The sequence below is a fragment of the Streptomyces sp. NBC_00016 genome (genome assembly GCF_045040885.1).
GTDB lineage: Bacteria > Actinomycetota > Actinomycetes > Streptomycetales > Streptomycetaceae > Streptomyces > Streptomyces coriariae.
In genome coordinates this window covers 7,732,492-7,749,991 of record NZ_CP108304.1, presented here as the reverse complement: position 1 = coordinate 7,749,991, position 17,500 = coordinate 7,732,492, and the positions used below count along the sequence as shown (strand labels likewise).

Here is a 17,500-nt window from a genome sequence, read left to right as displayed (position 1 = left end):
GACCGGAGCCGGGGTCCCGGCCTGCGGAACTCGGCTCCCCCTCCCGGAAATTCGGTTATCCACAGGCAACCCACTGCCCATCTCTGGCCAGTAATCTCGGCATCCATGGAGCAGAGGCATCTCGGCCGCACCGGCCTGCGTGTGTCCCGCATCGGGCTCGGCACCCTGACCTGGGGCCGCGACACCGACGAGCACGACGCCGCGGACGTCATGAAGACGTTCTGGGAGGCGGGCGGGACCCTCGTCGACACGGCCGACGTGTACGGCGACGGGGACGCCGAGTATCTGCTCGGACGGCTGATGGAGGGCCTGGTGCCGCGCCGGGACCTGATCATCTCGACCAAGGCGGGCAGCGTCCCCGACCCGGACCGCCGCTACGACGGCTCCCGGGGGCACCTCCTCGCCGCCCTGGACGCCTCGCTGGCCCGGCTGGGCACGGATCACGTCGACCTGTGGCAGGTGCACGCCTTCGACCCCGACACTCCGCTGGAGGAGACCCTCCAGGCCCTCGACATCGCTGTCACCAGCGGCCGCGCCAGATACGCCGGGGTCTCCAACTTCTGCGGCTGGCAGCTCGCCAAGGCGGCCACCTGGCAGCTCTCCGCTCCGGGCACCCGGACCCGCCTCGCGGCGACCCAGATGGAGTACTCGCTGCTGCAACGCGGCGTCGAGCGCGAGGTGCTGCCGGCCGCCCTGGATCTGGGCATCGGCCTGCTGCCCTCCTCTCCGCTGGGCCGCGGCGTCCTCACCGGCAAGTACCGGGGCGATGCCCTGCCGCCCGACTCGCGTGGCGCCTCGGACCACTTCGGGCTCTTCGTGGAGCCGTATCTCGACGACACCGCGAGCCGCATCGTGGACGCCGTCGCGACCGCCGCGGACGGGCTGGCGGTGACCCCGCTCCAGGTCGCCCTCGCCTGGGTCCGCGACCGGCCCGGCGTGGCCGCCCCGATCGTCGGCGCGCGCAACGCGCAGCAGCTCACGGCCGCATTGTCAGTGGAGGCCCTTAGTCTTCCTGACGAGATCTGCCGGGCCCTCGACGATGTGTCGGCGCCCGTGCACCGCTATCCCGATCACGACTGGAGCACGCTGTGAGCACGGAGTCGGTTCCCCCGGAGAGCACCGAGAACGCCGGACCGGCGACGCCGGACGCCGCCGAGGAGCCCGGGACCCCGGACGACACCGCGACGGCGCAGCCCGAACCGGCGCCGGCCGACAGCGCTTCGCCGAGCGACGAGACACTCGCCGCAGACGCAAACCCGGCAGCAGAGACAGAAGAAAAGACAGAAGCAGAAGAAGAAGCAGGGACGGAAGCGGGCAAGGCCGAGGACGCCGCCGAAGCGGCCGCGCAGCTCTCCGAGGCGCAGGCCGAACTCGCCGCGCAGAAGCTCGAGCGGGAGCGGATCGAGCGGCGCCGGGCCGAGAAGGCGGAGCCGATCGCCAGCGGGACCAAGCTGAGCGGGAAGGCCGCCGACCTGCTGGCGGCGGTGCGCGCGGTGGAGGGCGGGGCGAAGCCCCCGGCCACCGTGTTCGCCGAGCCGGCGCCCGCCCCGCGCCGCCCCGCCCCGGAGCCGGTCCGCCGTCCCCAGCCGGTGGCCCCCGTACCGGCGGCAGTCGCCGCACCGGCACCCGCGGCGGAGGCCGTCGAGGGCGTGCGTCGCGTGCTCGCCGACGGCGGCGCACCCGAGACACTCGCGCCGCAGACCGCCGCCGCGCTCGGTGAGGGCGCCGAGGAGTTGCTGCGCGAGGACCCGTGGCAACTGCTGCGCGTCCCCGCTGTGCGTCCCGAGCAGGCCGACGGGTTCGCGCGGGCGCTGCTCGGCCCGCAGTGCGCCCCCGACGACGAACGGCGCGGCCGCGCGGTGACGGTCTGGCTGCTGGAACAGGCCGCCCTGGCCGGGCACACCGCCCTGGAGTTGCCGACGCTCACCGCCGCCCTCGGCCGGCAGGCCGTCCCGGACGCCGAGGCGGCCGTGCAGAGCGCGCTGGCCGAGGGCGAGGCCCTCGTCTTCCAGGACGCCCTGGACTCCGTGGACGCCGCCCGGTCAGGTCAGTCCGAGGGACCCGCCGAGAACAGCGCGAGCGGCACGAACGGCGGGGACGAGAGCGGGGAAGACGGCGAGGAGTCCCGGCCGGTCCGTGTCCTGGTGGGCCTGGAGCGGTACGCGCTGGCCGAGGAGAGCCTCGCCGACGCCCTGGCCCGGGTGGTCAACTCCCTGGCCAAGGAGACCTCCGCGCGGTGGGAGTCGGTGACGGCCGGCGCGTCCGGCAGCACGGCCGAACTGCTGCGCGCCGTCGCCGGACACGGCCTGGTGCTGCACACCGGCGGCGACGCCTCCCGGGCCGAACCGGCGGCGCTGCTCAGCGCGGCCCGGACCCTGGGCCTGCGCGCGGTCGCGGCCTGCCACACACCGGACGGGCGGCAGCGGTTCGCTGCTCTGCTCGGCGAGCGGGCAGAGGAAGGCGCCGTCGTGACCGTCCCCGGGCTGCTCGCCGGCACCGAGGGTCCCGGGCGGGACGCCGACGGGGCCTTCGCCCTCGACCTGCTGGTCCTGCTCGACGCGCCGCAACTGGACGTGGAGAGCGCCGCGATGCTGGTGGAGTCGCTGCCGGACGGGGCGCGGCTGGTGCTCAGCGGTGATCCGGCGGTGCTGTGGTCGGCCGGCCCGGGCCGGGTCTTCGCCGATCTGCTCGCGGCGCGCGCCTGCCCGCAGGTCGCCTCGCGCACGCCCGACCCGGGGCCGATCGGTGAACTCGTCTCCGGCGTCGGCATCGGCGAGCTGAACCAGGTGGACGCGCCCGGCAAGGAGATCGTGATCGTGCCGGTGCGGGACGCGGGCGAGGCCGTGCACCGGACCGTGCAGCTCGTCGCCGACTCGGTGCCGCGGGCCTTCGGGATCACCCCCGAGGAGACGGTGGCGATCACCCCGGGGCACGGCGGCGCGGCCGGCACGCGCGCGCTGAACGCCGCCCTCAAGGAACGGCTCAATCCCGGCCCCGGCCGGTTCGGCGGCTTCGACCCCGGCGACCGGATCGCCTACTCGCCCGCGCCGGGCCGTACGGTGCCCGGCCGGGTGGTGACGGCCGACGCGGAGGGGCTGCACCTGTCCTGCGCCGACGGCCCGGTGGTCGTGCCGAGGGAACGGGTGGAGCAGGCCGTACGGCACGGGTGGGCGCTGACGGCGCACCAGGCCGTGGGCAGCCGGTGGCCCGCGGCGGTCGTGGTGCTGCCCGGGGACGCCGGGCAGGCGCTCTCACGCCCCTGGGTGTACACGGCGTTCGGCCGGGGGGAGCGCCATCTGTCCGTGGTGCACGGCGTGGAGCAGGCCCTGCCGAAGGCCGTCGCCGAGGTCCCGGCGAAGCCCCGCACGACCCGGCTTCCGGTGCTGTTGCGCACCCAGGTCCCGGCGGCCGAGTAGCGCCAACGGCGGCGGTCCCGAGGGTCTCCCCCTCGGGACCGCCGCCGTCATGCAGACCCGCCGTAATGCAGACCCGCCGTCATGCGGACCCGGAGGCCTCCGCTGCCCGCCGCCCGGTTCCCGACCGCCGCTGCCGGCTGCCGGTCAGCGGCGGTCGGCGTCCAGCGGCTCCAGTTCCTCGTCCTCGATGTCGTCCACGAGATCCTCGTCGTCGCCGTCGTCGCCGTCGTCTAGTTCGTCGAACACCGCGCTCACGTCGAAGCGGCAGACCACCCGCCCGGGGTCGGCCTGCTCGAAGGGTGTCTCCAGCCACTCGCCCGGCTCGGCCGGTTCGTCGGCCGCCAGCACCCACAGCGTGGAGTCGCCCTCCTCCAGGCCGAACTCCTTGTGCCGGGAGGCGATCTCGTCCGCCTCGAACTCGCCGAACAGGATGCCCAACGCCCCGTGCACCGTGTCCGAGACCGCCCCGCCCGCTCCCTCGTCGTCCGCCGCCTCGATCCGCTGGGCCTGCGCCAGCAGCCGCTGTGGCTCCGCGACGGCGTAGTCGCGGCGGATCAGCACACTCAGCGCGTTCGGCTCCTCGGGACCCGCGTACGGCGGCAGGGAGTCCTCCGCGCCGGGGATCTCGAAGGGCGTGACCTCGTCATATCGGTCGTAGAGCAGTTCGTCGTAGACCTCGGCGGCCGCGGCCAGCTCGTTGAACGCCTCGTAGACGGCCGGGTCGTCCTCCCCCGTCCTGCGTTCGACCGCGGCCAGGTGGCGGTCGAGCGCGGTCTTGACCGCCTCGGCGGCGGCGCGTACCTCGGCAGCGGTGGGCTGCGCAGCATCAGACATAGTGCAGACGCTATCCGTACCGGACCCCAGACCGCACAATAGATGCGATGCCGGAATACGAATTTGTCGACGTCTACGTACCGCGCGGGGTCTCCCGCAAGGACGCGACCCGACTGCTGACCGACCATGCCGAGTACGGACACTGGGAGTTGGACCGCCTGAGCCTGCTGCGTGACGGCAGCCGCAGGGTGCGGTTGCGCCGGCGGATCATCCGCCAGGTGCGGGCCACGTGGTGAGGTGATCCCACGGGTACGGAGCGGGCCCCGCCGAGGCGGGGCCCGCTCCGTCGTGGGCACCCCGCGGGCTTACGCGGAGGGGCGCGCCTTGCGGTAGAGCACCGCGCCCGCGAGCAGCGCGCCCACGCCGGCCGGCAGGGCGAGGCCCATCGGCAGCTCGCTGCCGGTGTGCGCGAGCTGCGCGGCGTGGGCGGCGGGCCGGTGGACGGCGGAGGCGCCGGCCGGGGTCACGTGGTCCGAGGTGGACGGCACACCCCCGGGCCGGGACGGGTTGGACTGTCCGTGCCCGCCCGGCTTGCCGGGGCCGTGCCCTCCGGGCTTGCCCGGCGTCTCGTGGCCTCGCGAGGGGGGCGTGTGGGGGCCGGTACCGCTGTCGTTGGCGCAGTCGTTGCCGAAGGACGGGTTGAGGATCCCGACGACGTCGATGCTGTTGCCGCACACGTTGACCGGCACGTCGATCGGCGCCTGGACGTGGTTGCCGGAGCCGACACCGGGCGATCCGCCGGTGTGCCCGCCCGCGTGCGCGCCCCCGGAGCCTGCTTGCGTGCCGGAGCCGCCGTGGCCGCCGCCGTGGTTCCCGCCGTGGCCTCCACCGTGGCTTCCGCCCCGGCCGCCACCGCCGCCCTGGTGGTCGCCGTAGCCACCACCCTGGTGGTCGCCGTAGCCACCGCCCCGGTGGTCGCCGTGACCACCGCCCCGGTGGTCGCCGTAGCCGCCCGACCGCGCACCGCCGCCCTTGTTGGCGCAGGAGTTGCCGAAGGTCGGGTTGAGCGCCCCGACGACGTCGACGGTGTTGCCGCAGACGTTCACCGGAACGTTGACCGGCGCCTGCACGGAGTTGCCCGACAGCACGCCGGGCGAGTCCGTGGCGCCGCCGTTCGCGCCGGAGTCGGCGTGGGCGTAGCCGCCCGCGGCGGCGATCACCCCCGTCGCCGCCGCCACGGTCATGAGGCTTTTGCGGGTGACCTGTCGCATTGCTGAATCCCTGCTTTCGATCTCGTCATTCGTCCCGAATGCGCTCGCATCATGGCAGCTGTTCGATTCATTTCGGGCTCTTCGACTTCTTCGGCTTTTCCTTCGGAAAAAGACCGGTCGGCCCCGGAGCGCATGGCGCGCGCTCCGGGGCCGACGGTGTGGACGGACGACCCCTCAGCGGGGCGACGTCACTTGTTGATGCAGGTGTTGCCGAAGGCGGGGTTCAGCAGCCCGATCACCGAGATCGTGTTACCGCAGACGTTCACCGGGACGTGCACGGGCACCTGGATCACGTTGCCCGAGGCGACACCCGGGGAGTGCACGGCAGCACCCTGGGCACCGGCATCGGCAACAGCCAGACCCGCGCCCGCGAGAACCAGCCCACCAGTGGCAGCCGCAGCAGCGACGACCTTCTTGATCATTATTCCTCCTTGTTGGCAATGCGATCCCAAGCAGCGGATCGCATCACCAGTAACGAGGGGGAATTAATGAGGCTACGCGCTTATCGGCGCATTCACTCTTCCCAGTCCCGCCCGCACAGGCGGCCGATTATCTTCGCCCGTTCTCCGCCCGGTGGATTCTCGTTTCACCGGGACAATTCAGGACGCGTCGATGAATCGGTCGAGCACGCGCACGCCGAACTGGAGCCCGTCCACCGGGACCCGCTCGTCCACGCCGTGGAACATCCCGGCGAAGTCCAGCTCCGGCGGCAGCTTGAGCGGGGCGAAGCCGAAGCCGCGGATACCGAGGTCGTCGAAGGACTTGGCGTCCGTGCCGCCGGACAGCATGTACGGGATGGCCTTGGCGGTCGGGTCCTCGGCGAGCAGCGCGGCCTGCATCGCCTCGACCAGCGGCCCGTCGAAGGAGGTCTCCAGCGCCTTGTCGGAGTGCACGTCCTCGCGGCGCACCTTCGGGCCGAGGATCCGGTCGAGGTCGCCCAGGAACTCGTCCTCGTGCCCGGGCAGGAACCGCCCGTCGACGTGCGCGGTGGCCTCGCCCGGGATGACGTTGACCTTGTAGCCGGCGCCCAGCTGGGTCGGGTTGGCGGTGTTGCTCAGCGTCGCGCCGATCAGCTTGGCGATCCCGCCCAGCCTGGCGAGGGTCGACTGCATGTCCTCGGGGTCCAGCTCGGTGCCGAGCGCGTCGCCGAGCTCGTCGAGGAAGGCGCGGGTCGTCTTGGTGACCCGTACCGGGAAGGTGTGCCGGCCGAGCCGTGCGACCGCCTCGGAGAGTTCGGTGATGGCGTTGTCCCGGTGGATCATCGACCCGTGTCCGGCGGTGCCGGCCACGGTCAGCTTCATCCAGTGCATGCCCTTCTCGGCCGTCTGGATGAGGTAGAGCCGCCGCTCCTCGCTCACGGTGAACGAGAACCCGCCCACCTCGCTGATCGCCTCGGTGACGCCCTCGAACAGGTCGGGGTGGTTGTCGACGAGGTGCCGGGCGCCGTAGGTGCCGCCCGCCTCCTCGTCGGCGAGGAACGCGAGCACGATGTCGCGGGGCGGCCTGCGCCCGGAGCGCAGCCGGTCGCGGACGACCGCCAGCGTCATCGCGTCCATGTCCTTCATGTCGACCGCGCCCCGGCCCCACACGCATCCGTCGGCGACCTCGCCGGAGAAGGGGTGGTGGGTCCAGTCGACCGCGTTCGCCGGTACGACGTCGAGGTGACCGTGGATGAGCAGCGCGGGCCTCGAAGAGTCCTCGCCCTCGATACGGGCCACCGTGGAGGCGCGGCCCGGGTGCGACTCGAAGATCTTCGGTTCGAGTCCCACTTCGGCGAGCTTCTCGGCGACCCACTCGGCCGCCTTGCGTTCACCCGGGCCCGAGTGGTCGCCGTAGTTGCTGGTGTCGATCCGGATCAGCTCGCGGCAGAGGTCCACGACCTCGTCCTCGCCGGTGACGCTCCTGGCCGTGCCGTCGGTCGCGCTCACGCTGGTTCCTCCCGCTGTCACTGCTGGTGGGTCCCCTTCATCCTCCCTCTCCCCCGCTCCCCGCCCAAGGCCGGTCCCGGCCCGACACACGCCGTTCACGCGGGACGCGGCATCCGGCGGGGCGACTGCCTGTGATCGGGCACCCCGGAAAGCCTGGTAATGTTTACGACGTCGCCGCGGGGGAAACCCCGCACGACAGACACCTTGTCCGGGTGGCGGAATGGCAGACGCGCTAGCTTGAGGTGCTAGTGCCCTTTATCGGGCGTGGGGGTTCAAGTCCCCCCTCGGACACAGAAGCAGAACCAGCCGGGACGTTCGCGAGATCGTCCCGGCTGGTTGGCGAATTTGCCGGTGAGTCACATGACTCACCGGCAATTTTTCGTTCCTGGAGCCTTCGGGCTCCCCGATCGCTGCGGCCCCGGCCCGACCGTGTCGGCCCGGGGCCGTCCTGAGCCGCGCCCGCCGATCCGGTCACTGATACTGGAAAAATGGGCAAACTTGGGCAATCTGTCCCAGCGAGCCGACGGACCGACCACGTGCCACCGAAGGGCGGGCCGCCGGAGGCCGGCCCGAAGGCCCGTCACCCTTCGGCCGGCCGACGTCTGCTGTCGTTGCGGAAACCGCGCAGCGTCGCCGGTCAGGTCTTCCTGCTGCAACTGGTGGTCGTCCTCCTGCTCATCGCCACGGCCGTGGTGGTGCTCGTGATCCAGGACCGCAACCGCGCGATCCAGGAAGCCGGCGACCGGTCACTGGTGGCCGCCGAGTCGTTCGCGAACGCCCCGGGCACCGCGGAGGCGATGAAGAGCGACGACCCGACGGCGGCACTCCAGCCCCATGCCGAGGCGGTGCGCAAGAGGACCGGCGTCGACTACGTCGTGGCACTGAGCCCCTACGGCTTCCGGTGGACCCACCCGGACCCGGACCAGATCGGGAAGCACGTCTCCACGTCCTACGGCCAGGCGCTCGAAGGCGAGCCCCACCAGACCACGTTCGACAGCAGTCTGGGGAAGGCGGTCGACTCGACGGTGGCCGTCTTCGACGAGAAGGGGACCGCGGTCGGCCTCGTCACCGTGGGAGTCACGGTGGACAAGGTGACCAGTGTGGTGCAGCACCAACTGCCGGTGATCTTCGCCGCCGGCGGTGTCGCACTGCTGCTGGCCGCGGGCGGGTCGGCACTGGTCAGCGGGCGATTGCGGCGCCAGACCCGGGGCCTCGGACCGGTGGAGATGACCCGCATGTACGAGCACCACGACGCGGTGCTGCACGCGGTCCGCGAAGGCGTGATCATTCTGGACGGTGAGGCAAGGCTGCTGCTGGTCAACGACGAGGCGCGCCGGCTGCTCGCACTGCCGCCGGAGGCCGAGGGCAGGCCGGTCACCGGACTCGGGCTGAGCCCGGCCCTGGCCGGACTGCTGGCATCGGGCCGGGCGGCCACGGACAAGGTCTTCCTGGCCGGGGACATCCTGCTCGCGGTCAGCGTGCGGCAGGTGGGCTCGCAGGGGGGCAGCGTGGCCACCCTGCGGGACACCACGGAGCTGCGCGCCCTCGCGGGCCGGGCGGACGTGGCGGGCGGGCGCCTGCAACTGCTCTACGAGGCCAGCACGCGGATCGGCACCACCCTCGACATGAAGCGCACCGCCGAGGAACTGACCGAGGTGGCGGTCCCGCGCTTCGCCGACTTCGCCACCGTCGAGTTGCTGGAGCCCGTGCTGCAAGGGGGTGAACCGACGGGGGCGAGCAGGGAAATGCGCCGCATCGCAGCCGAGGGCATCCGGGACGACGTGCCCCTCTACCCCGTCGGGAGGCGTATGCGCTACGCGCCCGGCAACCCGGTGGCCATCGGTATGACCACCGGCCGACCGGTCCTGGTGGCGGACCTCGCCATGGCCGACGGATGGCGGGTCCAGAACCCGGAGCGGGCCCGGAAGGTCATCGAATTCGGTATCCACTCCATGATCTCGGTGCCGCTCCAGGCCCGAGGCCAGTTGCTGGGTGTCGTGGAGTTCTGGCGTTCGGAGCAGGACCCCTTCGAGCCGGACGACCTGTCCCCCGCCGAGGAACTCGCCGCCCGGGCGGCCGTGTGCATCGACAACGCGCGGCGGTACACCCGCGAGCACACCACGGCCGTCACCCTCCAACGCAGCCTGCTGCCCGGCGCACTCCCCGAGCTGTCCGCCCTGGAGGTCGGGCACCGGTACCTGCCCGCCAAGGCGGGGGTGGGCGGCGACTGGTACGACGTCATCCCGCTCCCGGGGGCCCGGGTGGCCCTGGTGGTCGGCGACGTCGTCGGACACGGTCTGCACGCCGCCGCGACGATGGGTCGTCTGAGGACCGCGGTGCACAACTTCGCCGCCCTGGACCTGCCTCCGGACGAGCTTCTCGCGCACCTTGACGACCTGATCACCCGGATCGACCAGGACGCGGCGGCCGAGGGCAACACCGAGGCCGTCACCGGTGCCACCTGCCTGTACGCGGTCTACGATCCGGTCTCCGGGCGGTGTGTTCTCGCCCGGGCCGGTCATCCCGGTCCGGCGCTGGTCTCGCCCGACGGCTCCGTGACCTTCCCCGACATTCCCGTCGCCCCGCCACTCGGTGTGGGCGGAGGTCTGCCGGTCGAGACGGCCGTACTCCGACTGGCGGCCGACAGCCGGCTGGTCCTCTACACCGACGGCCTGGTCGAGGCCCGCGGCCGTGACATCGACACCGGGCTCGGCATGCTGAGGCAGGCGCTCGCCCATACGGACGGCACCACCCCGGACGACACCTGCCGGGCGGTGCTCGACGCGATGCTGCGCACCAGGTCGAGTGACGATGTCGCCCTGCTCGTCGCACGCACCCGGCTGCTCGACCCGGAGCAGGTCGAGGAGTGGGAGGTGCCCGACGACCCCGCGGCCGTCTCCGGGATCCGCGCCGAGGCCACCCGCAGGCTGGAATCCTGGGGGCTCGGCGAGGCCGCCTTCACCACCGAGCTGATCCTCAGCGAACTCGTCACGAACGCCATCCGGTACGGAGCGAGCCCCATCAGCCTGCGGCTGCTGCGCGACCGCGACAGTCTGATCTGCGAGGTCGCCGACGGCACCAGCACCTCCCCGCACCTGCGCCGCGCGGCCTTCACCGACGAGGGGGGTCGTGGGCTGTTCCTCGTCGCGCAGATGTCCCGCCGCTGGGGGACCCGGTACACCGACCGAGGCAAGATCATCTGGGCTGAGCAGGCGCTCGACGCCGGAGCCGCCGGGGACCTGAGCGGCCTGCTGATGGCGGACCTGTGAGGCCCGCAGCGTTCAGGAGCTGTCGCCGACCGTGAAGTACGGGATCTTGGCCGGGTCCTGGCCGAAAGCGGCCCCGAGATAGACGGCCGACAGTTTGGTGAGCGTTCCGTCGTCGATCAGCTGCCTGATGATCCGGTCCAGCTCGTCCTTGTCGGCTGACCCCTTCGGGTAAAGGGCGCCGTAACCCTGGTCGGTCCTGTACTGGCCCACGAGACGCACCTTGCCCTCCCGCTTCTGGGGATACGCCAGCAGAATCGTCGTGTCGTGGACGACCGCGTCGATGCGTCCCTCCTCCAGCGCCGTGACCATCTCCGGGTCGTTGGGGAAGGCGGTGACGGGCTTGGTCGGCTCGAGGCGCTTCTTGACGAACTCCTCGCCCGTGGTGCCCTCGGCCACTCCGATGCGGACGTCACGGATGTTGGTTTCGTCGATCTTCTCCTCGTCCCTGATCAGCACTCCCAGGGTCGAGGAGAGGTAGGGCGGGGAGAACTCGGCCACCTTGCTCCGTTCCGGGGTGATCGTGATCTGCGCCAGGGCCAGGTCGAAGTCCTTGGTCCGGCCGGACACGACCTCCGGGAAGGGGGCGTTCTCGACCTTCACCCGGTCGAGTCCGGATCGATAGGCGATGTTGGCGGCCATGCAGTACTCGTAGCCGCTCTTGATGGAGTCCGGCGTGTCGCCGTTCCACCAGCCGGGCGCGGGCAGGGTCGTTCTGACCGTGAGGGCGCCCGCCGTCTCGGGCGACAGGTGGAACTCCCCGTAATGTCCCGAGATCGGGCAGTCGCCGTAGCGGACATTCGGCGACTGCGACCCGTCCCGGTCACAAGCCGATGTCGCGACGATGAGCGCCACGCCGACAGCCAGAGAACCGATCGCTGCCGCGGCGCGCATCATTGCACCTCCGGTAGGGGCATAGTCCTCGATTCACCATGGATCACCACAAACCATACGACTGCCGGAGCCACGCGGGAGAAAGGACGGCGCCGACCGCGCTCGATGTGCACGACGTCGCTGCGGCGCGTGGCGCACGGGGCGCGGCGCCGGATCCGGCGCCGGTCCCGGTACCGGTCCTGGACCAGGGGGATCGCCCGCCGAGGCGCCGCGCGGTTTCGGGTTTCGGGAGTTCCGGCCGATCGGCCGGGCCGGCCTCTCCGTGTTCCTCCCCGTTCCCGCCCTCGGCGCGCGCACCGCAAACCGGGACATCAGGTCGGCAGAGGCGACCTTCCCGCCGATGTGGGGCAAGTCTCGCCGCAGCGCGAAGATTCCAGGTCAGAGCGGTGTCGTTGATCTTCCTCGGCGCCCCGGACGGCCTCCCCGAGTGGCCTCGCCACCGCGGCGAGCCTAGCGTCGTACTAAAATTTCCGGCTTGTTACGGAGCTGGACCGGACAACCCCAGGCAGACCTGCGGGCCCGCCGGCTCCCCGGAGGCTTCCGGATCGAGACGCGAGGACCGATGGCAGCCATCGACGAGAGCAGTGCTCTCGGCCTGCTCGACGAAGAAATCCGCGCACAACTCGGCGACACCGCCCGCTTCTCCGGCGGCCCCGCCGCCTCCCCCCGCACCCTCGTCGACATCTTCGACGCGTCCGTGCGGTCGTTCCCGGACGAGCTCGCCCTGGACGACGGCAGCACGACCCTCACCTACCGCGCCCTCGCCGTCGAGGTGGAGAACCTCCGGCGCCGGCTCTCCGCCGCCGGGGTCGGACTCGGCGACCGGGTGGGCATCCGTGTCCCCTCCGGCACCAACGACCTCTACGTGGCGATCCTCGCCGTCCTCGCCGCCGGCGCGGCCTACGTCCCGGTGGACGCCGAGGACCCCGACGAGCGGGCCGAGCTGGTCTTCGGGGAGGCGGACGTCCGGGCCGTCGTCGGCGCCGGGCACGAGATCACCGTCCACGGCACGCCGACGTCGGCCGCCGCCCGGCCCGGCATCGAGCACGACGCCTGGATCATCTTCACCTCCGGCTCCACCGGTAAGCCCAAGGGCGTCGCCGTCAGTCATCGCAGCGCCGCCGCCTTCGTGGACGCCGAGGCCGCGCTGTTCCTCACCGAAGAGCCGATCGGACCCGTCGACCGGGTCATGGCCGGGCTCTCCGTGGCCTTCGACGCCTCCTGCGAGGAGATGTGGCTGGCCTGGCGCTACGGGGCCTGTCTCGTGCCCGTGCCCCGCTCCCAGGTCCGCAGCGGCGCCGATCTGGGGCCCTGGCTGGTCGAGCAGGAGATCACGGTCGTCTCCACGGTGCCTACGCTGGCCGCGCTGTGGGAGCCCGAGACCCTCAACGACGTACGGCTGCTGATCTTCGGCGGCGAGGCCTGCCCGCCCGAGCTGGTGCAGCGGCTGGTGACGGAGGGGCGGGAGGTCTGGAACACGTACGGGCCGACCGAGGCCACCGTCGTCGCCTGCGCCTCGCTGATGTCCGGCGCGGAGCCGATCAGGATCGGGCTGCCGCTCAGGGGCTGGGAGCTGGCCGTCGTGGACGAGGCCGGGGAGCCGGTGCCGCTGGGCGGCAGCGGGCAGCTGGTGATCGGCGGGGTCGGGCTCGCACGGTATCTCGACGCCGAGAAGGACGCGGAGAAGTACGCGCCGCTGAAGTCGCTGGGCTGGGAGCGGGCGTACCGCAGCGGTGACCTGGTGCGCGCCGACGCCGAGGGGCTCGTCTTCCTCGGGCGGGCCGACGAGCAGATCAAGCTCGGCGGGCGGCGGATCGAGCTGGGCGAGGTGGACGCGGCACTCCAGGCGCTGCCGGGTGTCGCGGGGGCCGCCGCCGCCGTGCGGACCGCCCGCAGCGGCAACCAGCTCCTGGTCGGGTACGTCGTGACGCAGGACGGCTGGGACCAGGCGGCGGCCGTGCAGCGGCTGCGCGCCGAGCTGCCGGCCGCCCTCGTGCCGTTGCTCGCGCCGGTGGCCGACCTGCCGACCCGTACCTCGGGCAAGGTCGACCGCAACGCCCTGCCCTGGCCCCTGGAGGGCGTGGAGACGGGCGGCCCGGCCGAGCAGCTCTACGGCACCGAGGCCTGGCTGGCGGAGCAGTGGACCGAGGTCCTCGGCATCCCCGTGGGCAGTGCCCGTGACGACTTCTTCGCGATCGGCGGCAGCAGTCTCGCCGCCGCCCAGCTGACGACACGGCTGCGCACCCGCTACCCCAGCGCTGCCGTCCTCGACATCTACCAGCAGCCCACCCTGCGCAAGCTGGCCCGGCATCTGGAGAGGTCCGCGCAGGACGACGGGTCGACCCGCGTCGTCGCCCCGGTGCCCGCGCGCGCCAAGGTGATCCAGACGCTGCTGCTCGTACCGCTGTTCACCCTGCTGGGGCTGCGCTGGACGGTGCCGCTGGCCGCGCTCGGCAACCTGCTGCCCGCGTACGGCTGGCTGCCGACCGCCCCGTGGTGGCTGGTCGGGTCCGCCGCGCTGCTGCTGTTCAGCCCGCCCGGACGGCTCGCGATCGCCGCGGGCGGGGCGCGGCTGCTGCTGCGCGGTGTGCAGCCGGGACGGTACGCGCGCGGTGGCGGCGTCCATCTGCGGCTGTGGACGGCGGAGCGGCTGGCCGAGTTCAGCGGGGCGACCTCGCTGACCGGGTCCTGGCTGGAGCGCTACGCGCGGGCCCTGGGGGCCAAGGTCGGGCCGGACGTGGACCTGCACTCGCTTCCGCCGGTGACCGGCATGCTGAAGCTGGGCCGGGGCGCGGCCGTGGAGTCCGAGGTGGATCTGTCCGGCTGGTGGCTGGACGGCGACCGGCTGGAGCTCGGCACGGTCAAGGTGGGCGCGCACGCCGTCGTCGGCACGCGCAGCATGCTCTTCCCGGGCGCCCGGGTCGGCAAGCGGGCCGAGGTGGCGCCGGGTTCGGCGGTCACCGGTCAGGTTCCCACCGGTCAGCGGTGGGCGGGCGCGCCCGCGGTCAAGCTCGGCAAGGCCAAGCGCAACTGGCCCAAGGAGCGGCCGGCCCGCGGCACGTCCTGGCGGGTGCTGTACGGGCTGTCCGGTCTCGCGCTGACCGCGCTGCCGGTGCTGGCGGCCGGGGCGGCCCTGCTGGTGGCGAGCCGCTTCGTGACCCCCGGCGGCGGGCTCGGTGAGGCCCTGCGGGGCGCCGCGCTCGCCCTGGTCCCGGCCACGCTCGCCTTCGGTCTGGCGTACGCGGTGCTGCTGCTGATCGCCGTACGGCTGCTGAGCATCGGTCTGCGTGAGGGCACGCATCCCACGCACAGCAGGATCGGCTGGCAGGCGTGGACCGTCACGCAGCTCATGGACCACTCGCGCGAGACCCTCTTCCCGCTCTACGCGGGGCTGGTCACGCCGGTGTGGCTGCGGTTGCTGGGGATGCGGATCGGCAAGGGCGCCGAAGTCTCGACCGTGCTCGCGCTGCCCAGCCTGACCACGGTCGGTGAGGGCGCGTTCCTCGCCGACGACACCCTGACCGCGCCGTACGAGCTCGGCGGCGGCTGGATGCGGATCGGGCGGGCGGAGATCGGGCGGCGGGCCTTCCTCGGCAACTCGGGGATGACCGCGCCGGGGCGGAGCGTGCCGGACGGCGGCCTGGTGGGGGTGCTGTCGGCGACGCCGAAGAAGGCGAAGAAGGGCAGTTCCTACCTGGGTCTTCCGCCGGTGAAGCTGCCGCGGAACACGACCGGGGGCGACCAGAGCCGGACGTACGAGCCGCCCGCGCGGCTGCTGTGGGCGCGTGCCCTGGTGGAGCTGTGCCGGATCGTGCCGGTGTTCTGCTCGGCGGGGCTGGCCGTGCTGACGGTGGCGGCGCTGTGCACGCTGGGCGTCTGGGCGCCGCTGCTGTCCGGGCTCGTCCTGCTCGGGGCGGGCGGCGCGGCGGCCGTCGTCTCGATCGTCGCCAAGTGGCTGCTCGTCGGACGGCATCGCAGCGGGGAGCACCCGCTGTGGTCCGGCTTCGTGTGGCGCAACGAGCTGGCGGACACGTTCGTGGAGGTCGTGGCGGTGCCGTGGCTGGCGGGCGCCGTGCCGGGCACACCGGTGATGACGGCGTGGCTGCGCGGGCTCGGCGCTCGGATCGGCAGGGGCGTGTGGGTGGAGAGCTACTGGCTGCCCGAGTCGGACCTGGTGACCCTCGAGGACGGGGCGACGGTCAACCGTGGGTGCGTCCTGCAGACTCACCTCTTCCACGACCGGATCTTGCGGACGGATACTGTGGTCCTCCGTGAGGGTGCCACGCTGGGCCCTGGCGGGATCGTGCTGCCCGGCAGCACGATCGGGGCCCGGACGACCCTGGGTCCCGCGTCGCTCGTCATGGCCGCGGAGTCCGTCCCGGACGACACCCGCTGGCTCGGCAATCCGATCGAGGCATGGCGTCCCTGAGAAGGGGCTACTCGCAGTCGGTGGGCGGTGCACCGGCGGCGGGTGGTTCGAGCACAGGTCAGGGAGCGGACGGGGACGTGGCAGTTCAGCAGGCGGTCGGGCCGGATCCGTATTTCCCGGCGAACGGTGATTCCCGTTACCGGGTGCACCGCTACGAGCTCACGCTGGACTACCGGCCCGCCCCGAACCGGCTGTCGGGCGCGGCGCGGATCAACGCCATCGTGGGACGCTCGGCGCTGCCGGAGTTCCAGCTGAACCTGGCCGACTTCAAGATCGGCCGGGTCCGGGTGGACGGCCGGCCCACGCACTACACCCACCGCGGCGGCCGGCTGCGCGTGCGGCCGGCCAAGCCGCTGCGCGCCGGGGCGGCCTTCACCGTCGAGGTGCACTGGTCGGGCAATCCCAAGCCGGTGAGCAGCCCCTGGGGCGGGATCGGCTGGGAGGAGCTGGGCGACGGGGCGCTGGTGGCGAGCCAGCCCGTCGGGGCGCCCTCCTGGTACCCGTGCAACGACCGGCCCGCGGACAAGGCGTCGTACCTGATATCGGTCACGACACCGTCGGCGTACTCGGTGGTGGCGGGCGGCCGGCTGCTGACGCGGACCACGAAGGCTTCGACGACCACGTGGGTGTACGAGCAGGCGGCGCCGACGTCGAGCTATCTGGTCGGCCTGTCGATCGGGAAGTACCAGACCGTCCTGCTGGGCGACCCGGGGCTCGGGGGCATCCCCCAGCACGGGCACCTCCCGGCGGAGCTGCTGGCGGAGTTCTCGCGGGACTTCGCGCGCCAGCCCGGGATGATGCACCTCTTCCAACAGCTCTTCGGGCCCTACCCGTTCGACGAGTACGCCGTCGTGGTGACCGAGGAGGCACTCGATGTCCCGGTCGAGGCCCAGGGGTTGTCGCTGTTCGGCGCCAACCACGTGGACGGCGGGCGGGGTTCGGAGCGGCTGGTGGCGCACGAGCTGGCGCACCAGTGGTTCGGCAACAGTGTGTCCATCGCCGACTGGCGGCACATCTGGCTGAACGAGGGGTTCGCGAAGTACGCGGAGTGGCTGTGGTCGGAGCGGTCGGGCGGGCGCAGCGCGCAGCAGCTCGCCGCGGTCGCGCACCGGTCGCTGGCCTCGCAGCCGCAGGACCTGCGCCTCGCCGATCCGGGCCGCAAGTCGATGTTCGACGACCGGCTCTACGAGCGCGGCGGGCTCACCGTGCACGCGCTGCGCTGCGCGCTCGGCGACGACGCGTTCTTCCGGATGCTGCGCGCCTGGCTCGGGCTGCACCGGGGCGGTTCGGTGACGACGTCGACGCTCACCGCGCACGTGGCACGGTTCGCACCTGAGCCCCTTGACGACCTGTTCGACGCGTGGGTGTACGGCACGGTGCTGCCGCCGCTGCCGGTTGCGTCGGTGGGCCGGGGCGCGGAGTCGGCGTAAGCGCTCCGCTGTGCCTGCGGTGATGAGCCGGCACGGTGTTGAGCCCGCGGGCCGGTGGGGGTTGATCGGGCAGTTCCCAGCGCCCCTTCGGG

At 72.5% G+C, this 17,500-nt stretch carries 11 protein-coding genes and 1 tRNA gene; 7 read left to right on the top strand and 5 right to left on the bottom strand.

Annotation, left to right across the window (positions count from 1 at the left end):
* Nucleotides 1-105 precede the first annotated feature (105 nt).
* Nucleotides 106-1,092 (top strand): aldo/keto reductase, encoded by a 987-nt coding sequence (locus OG933_RS34285; RefSeq protein WP_267020747.1) that lies wholly within the window; start codon nucleotides 106-108, stop codon nucleotides 1,090-1,092.
* Entirely contained in the window at nucleotides 1,089-3,416 is a 2,328-nt protein-coding gene (locus tag OG933_RS34280) for a helix-hairpin-helix domain-containing protein (RefSeq protein WP_405630728.1), read from the top strand. The genes OG933_RS34285 and OG933_RS34280 overlap by 4 nt, the downstream gene beginning before the upstream one ends.
* A gap of 144 nt (nucleotides 3,417-3,560) precedes the next feature.
* On the opposite strand, the gene OG933_RS34275 is transcribed toward OG933_RS34280, so the two are convergent.
* On the bottom strand, nucleotides 3,561-4,250 hold the full coding sequence (locus OG933_RS34275) for a hypothetical protein (RefSeq protein ID WP_267020745.1): 690 nt from the start codon (nucleotides 4,248-4,250) through the stop codon (nucleotides 3,561-3,563).
* A gap of 47 nt (nucleotides 4,251-4,297) precedes the next feature.
* On the opposite strand from OG933_RS34275, the gene OG933_RS34270 reads away from it, so the two are divergent.
* On the top strand, nucleotides 4,298-4,486 hold the full coding sequence (locus tag OG933_RS34270) for a DUF5703 family protein (RefSeq protein WP_005485166.1): 189 nt from the start codon (nucleotides 4,298-4,300) through the stop codon (nucleotides 4,484-4,486).
* Nucleotides 4,487-4,555: 69 nt separating this feature from the next.
* Here OG933_RS34270 and OG933_RS34265 read toward each other — a convergent pair whose 3' ends face one another.
* The 3 genes from OG933_RS34265 to OG933_RS34255 form a co-directional block, all read right to left on the bottom strand.
* The gene (locus tag OG933_RS34265) at nucleotides 4,556-5,461 is read right to left on the bottom strand and encodes a chaplin (protein ID WP_405630725.1); all 906 of its coding nucleotides are present in this window, start codon (nucleotides 5,459-5,461) and stop codon (nucleotides 4,556-4,558) included.
* A 188-nt stretch (nucleotides 5,462-5,649) separates the two neighbouring features.
* Entirely contained in the window at nucleotides 5,650-5,883 is a 234-nt protein-coding gene (gene chpH / locus OG933_RS34260; protein WP_028806602.1) for a chaplin ChpH, read from the bottom strand.
* Between the two features lie 177 nt (nucleotides 5,884-6,060).
* Nucleotides 6,061-7,389 (bottom strand): M20/M25/M40 family metallo-hydrolase, encoded by a 1,329-nt coding sequence (locus OG933_RS34255; protein ID WP_405630722.1) that lies wholly within the window; start codon nucleotides 7,387-7,389, stop codon nucleotides 6,061-6,063.
* Between the two features lie 206 nt (nucleotides 7,390-7,595).
* On the opposite strand from OG933_RS34255, the gene OG933_RS34250 reads away from it, so the two are divergent.
* Together OG933_RS34250 and OG933_RS34245 are read left to right on the top strand one after the other, a co-directional pair.
* Nucleotides 7,596-7,680 (top strand) — tRNA-Leu (locus OG933_RS34250).
* Between the two features lie 245 nt (nucleotides 7,681-7,925).
* Nucleotides 7,926-10,658: a SpoIIE family protein phosphatase gene (locus OG933_RS34245; RefSeq protein WP_405630720.1), complete on the top strand. Its 2,733-nt coding sequence runs from the start codon at nucleotides 7,926-7,928 to the stop codon at nucleotides 10,656-10,658.
* A gap of 12 nt (nucleotides 10,659-10,670) precedes the next feature.
* Here the strand turns inward: OG933_RS34245 and OG933_RS34240 are convergent, their stop codons facing one another.
* Nucleotides 10,671-11,510 carry an ABC transporter substrate-binding protein gene (locus OG933_RS34240; RefSeq protein WP_362528462.1) on the bottom strand — a complete coding sequence of 280 codons (840 nt, stop codon included), beginning with the start codon at nucleotides 11,508-11,510 and terminating at the stop codon, nucleotides 10,671-10,673.
* A gap of 601 nt (nucleotides 11,511-12,111) precedes the next feature.
* Here OG933_RS34240 and OG933_RS34235 point away from each other — a divergent pair.
* A complete protein-coding gene (locus OG933_RS34235) occupies nucleotides 12,112-15,978 on the top strand; it encodes a Pls/PosA family non-ribosomal peptide synthetase (protein WP_405630717.1) in 3,867 nt (1,288 codons plus the stop codon).
* Between the two features lie 77 nt (nucleotides 15,979-16,055).
* A complete protein-coding gene (locus tag OG933_RS34230) occupies nucleotides 16,056-17,408 on the top strand; it encodes a M1 family metallopeptidase (protein WP_362528456.1) in 1,353 nt (450 codons plus the stop codon).
* Nucleotides 17,409-17,500 lie beyond the last annotated feature (92 nt).

Bases quoted from the DNA above. Each gene is read 5' to 3' on its own strand.
- OG933_RS34270 (WP_005485166.1), top strand. From the start codon at position 4,298: ATGCCGGAATACGAATTTGTCGACGTCTACGTACCGCGCGGGGTCTCC.
- OG933_RS34235 (WP_405630717.1), top strand. From the start codon at position 12,112: ATGGCAGCCATCGACGAGAGCAGTGCTCTCGGCCTGCTCGACGAAGAA.
- chpH (WP_028806602.1), bottom strand. From the start codon at position 5,883: ATGATCAAGAAGGTCGTCGCTGCTGCGGCTGCCACTGGTGGGCTGGTT.
- OG933_RS34265 (WP_405630725.1), bottom strand. From the start codon at position 5,461: ATGCGACAGGTCACCCGCAAAAGCCTCATGACCGTGGCGGCGGCGACG.
- OG933_RS34285 (WP_267020747.1), top strand. From the start codon at position 106: ATGGAGCAGAGGCATCTCGGCCGCACCGGCCTGCGTGTGTCCCGCATC.
- OG933_RS34275 (WP_267020745.1), bottom strand. From the start codon at position 4,250: ATGTCTGATGCTGCGCAGCCCACCGCTGCCGAGGTACGCGCCGCCGCC.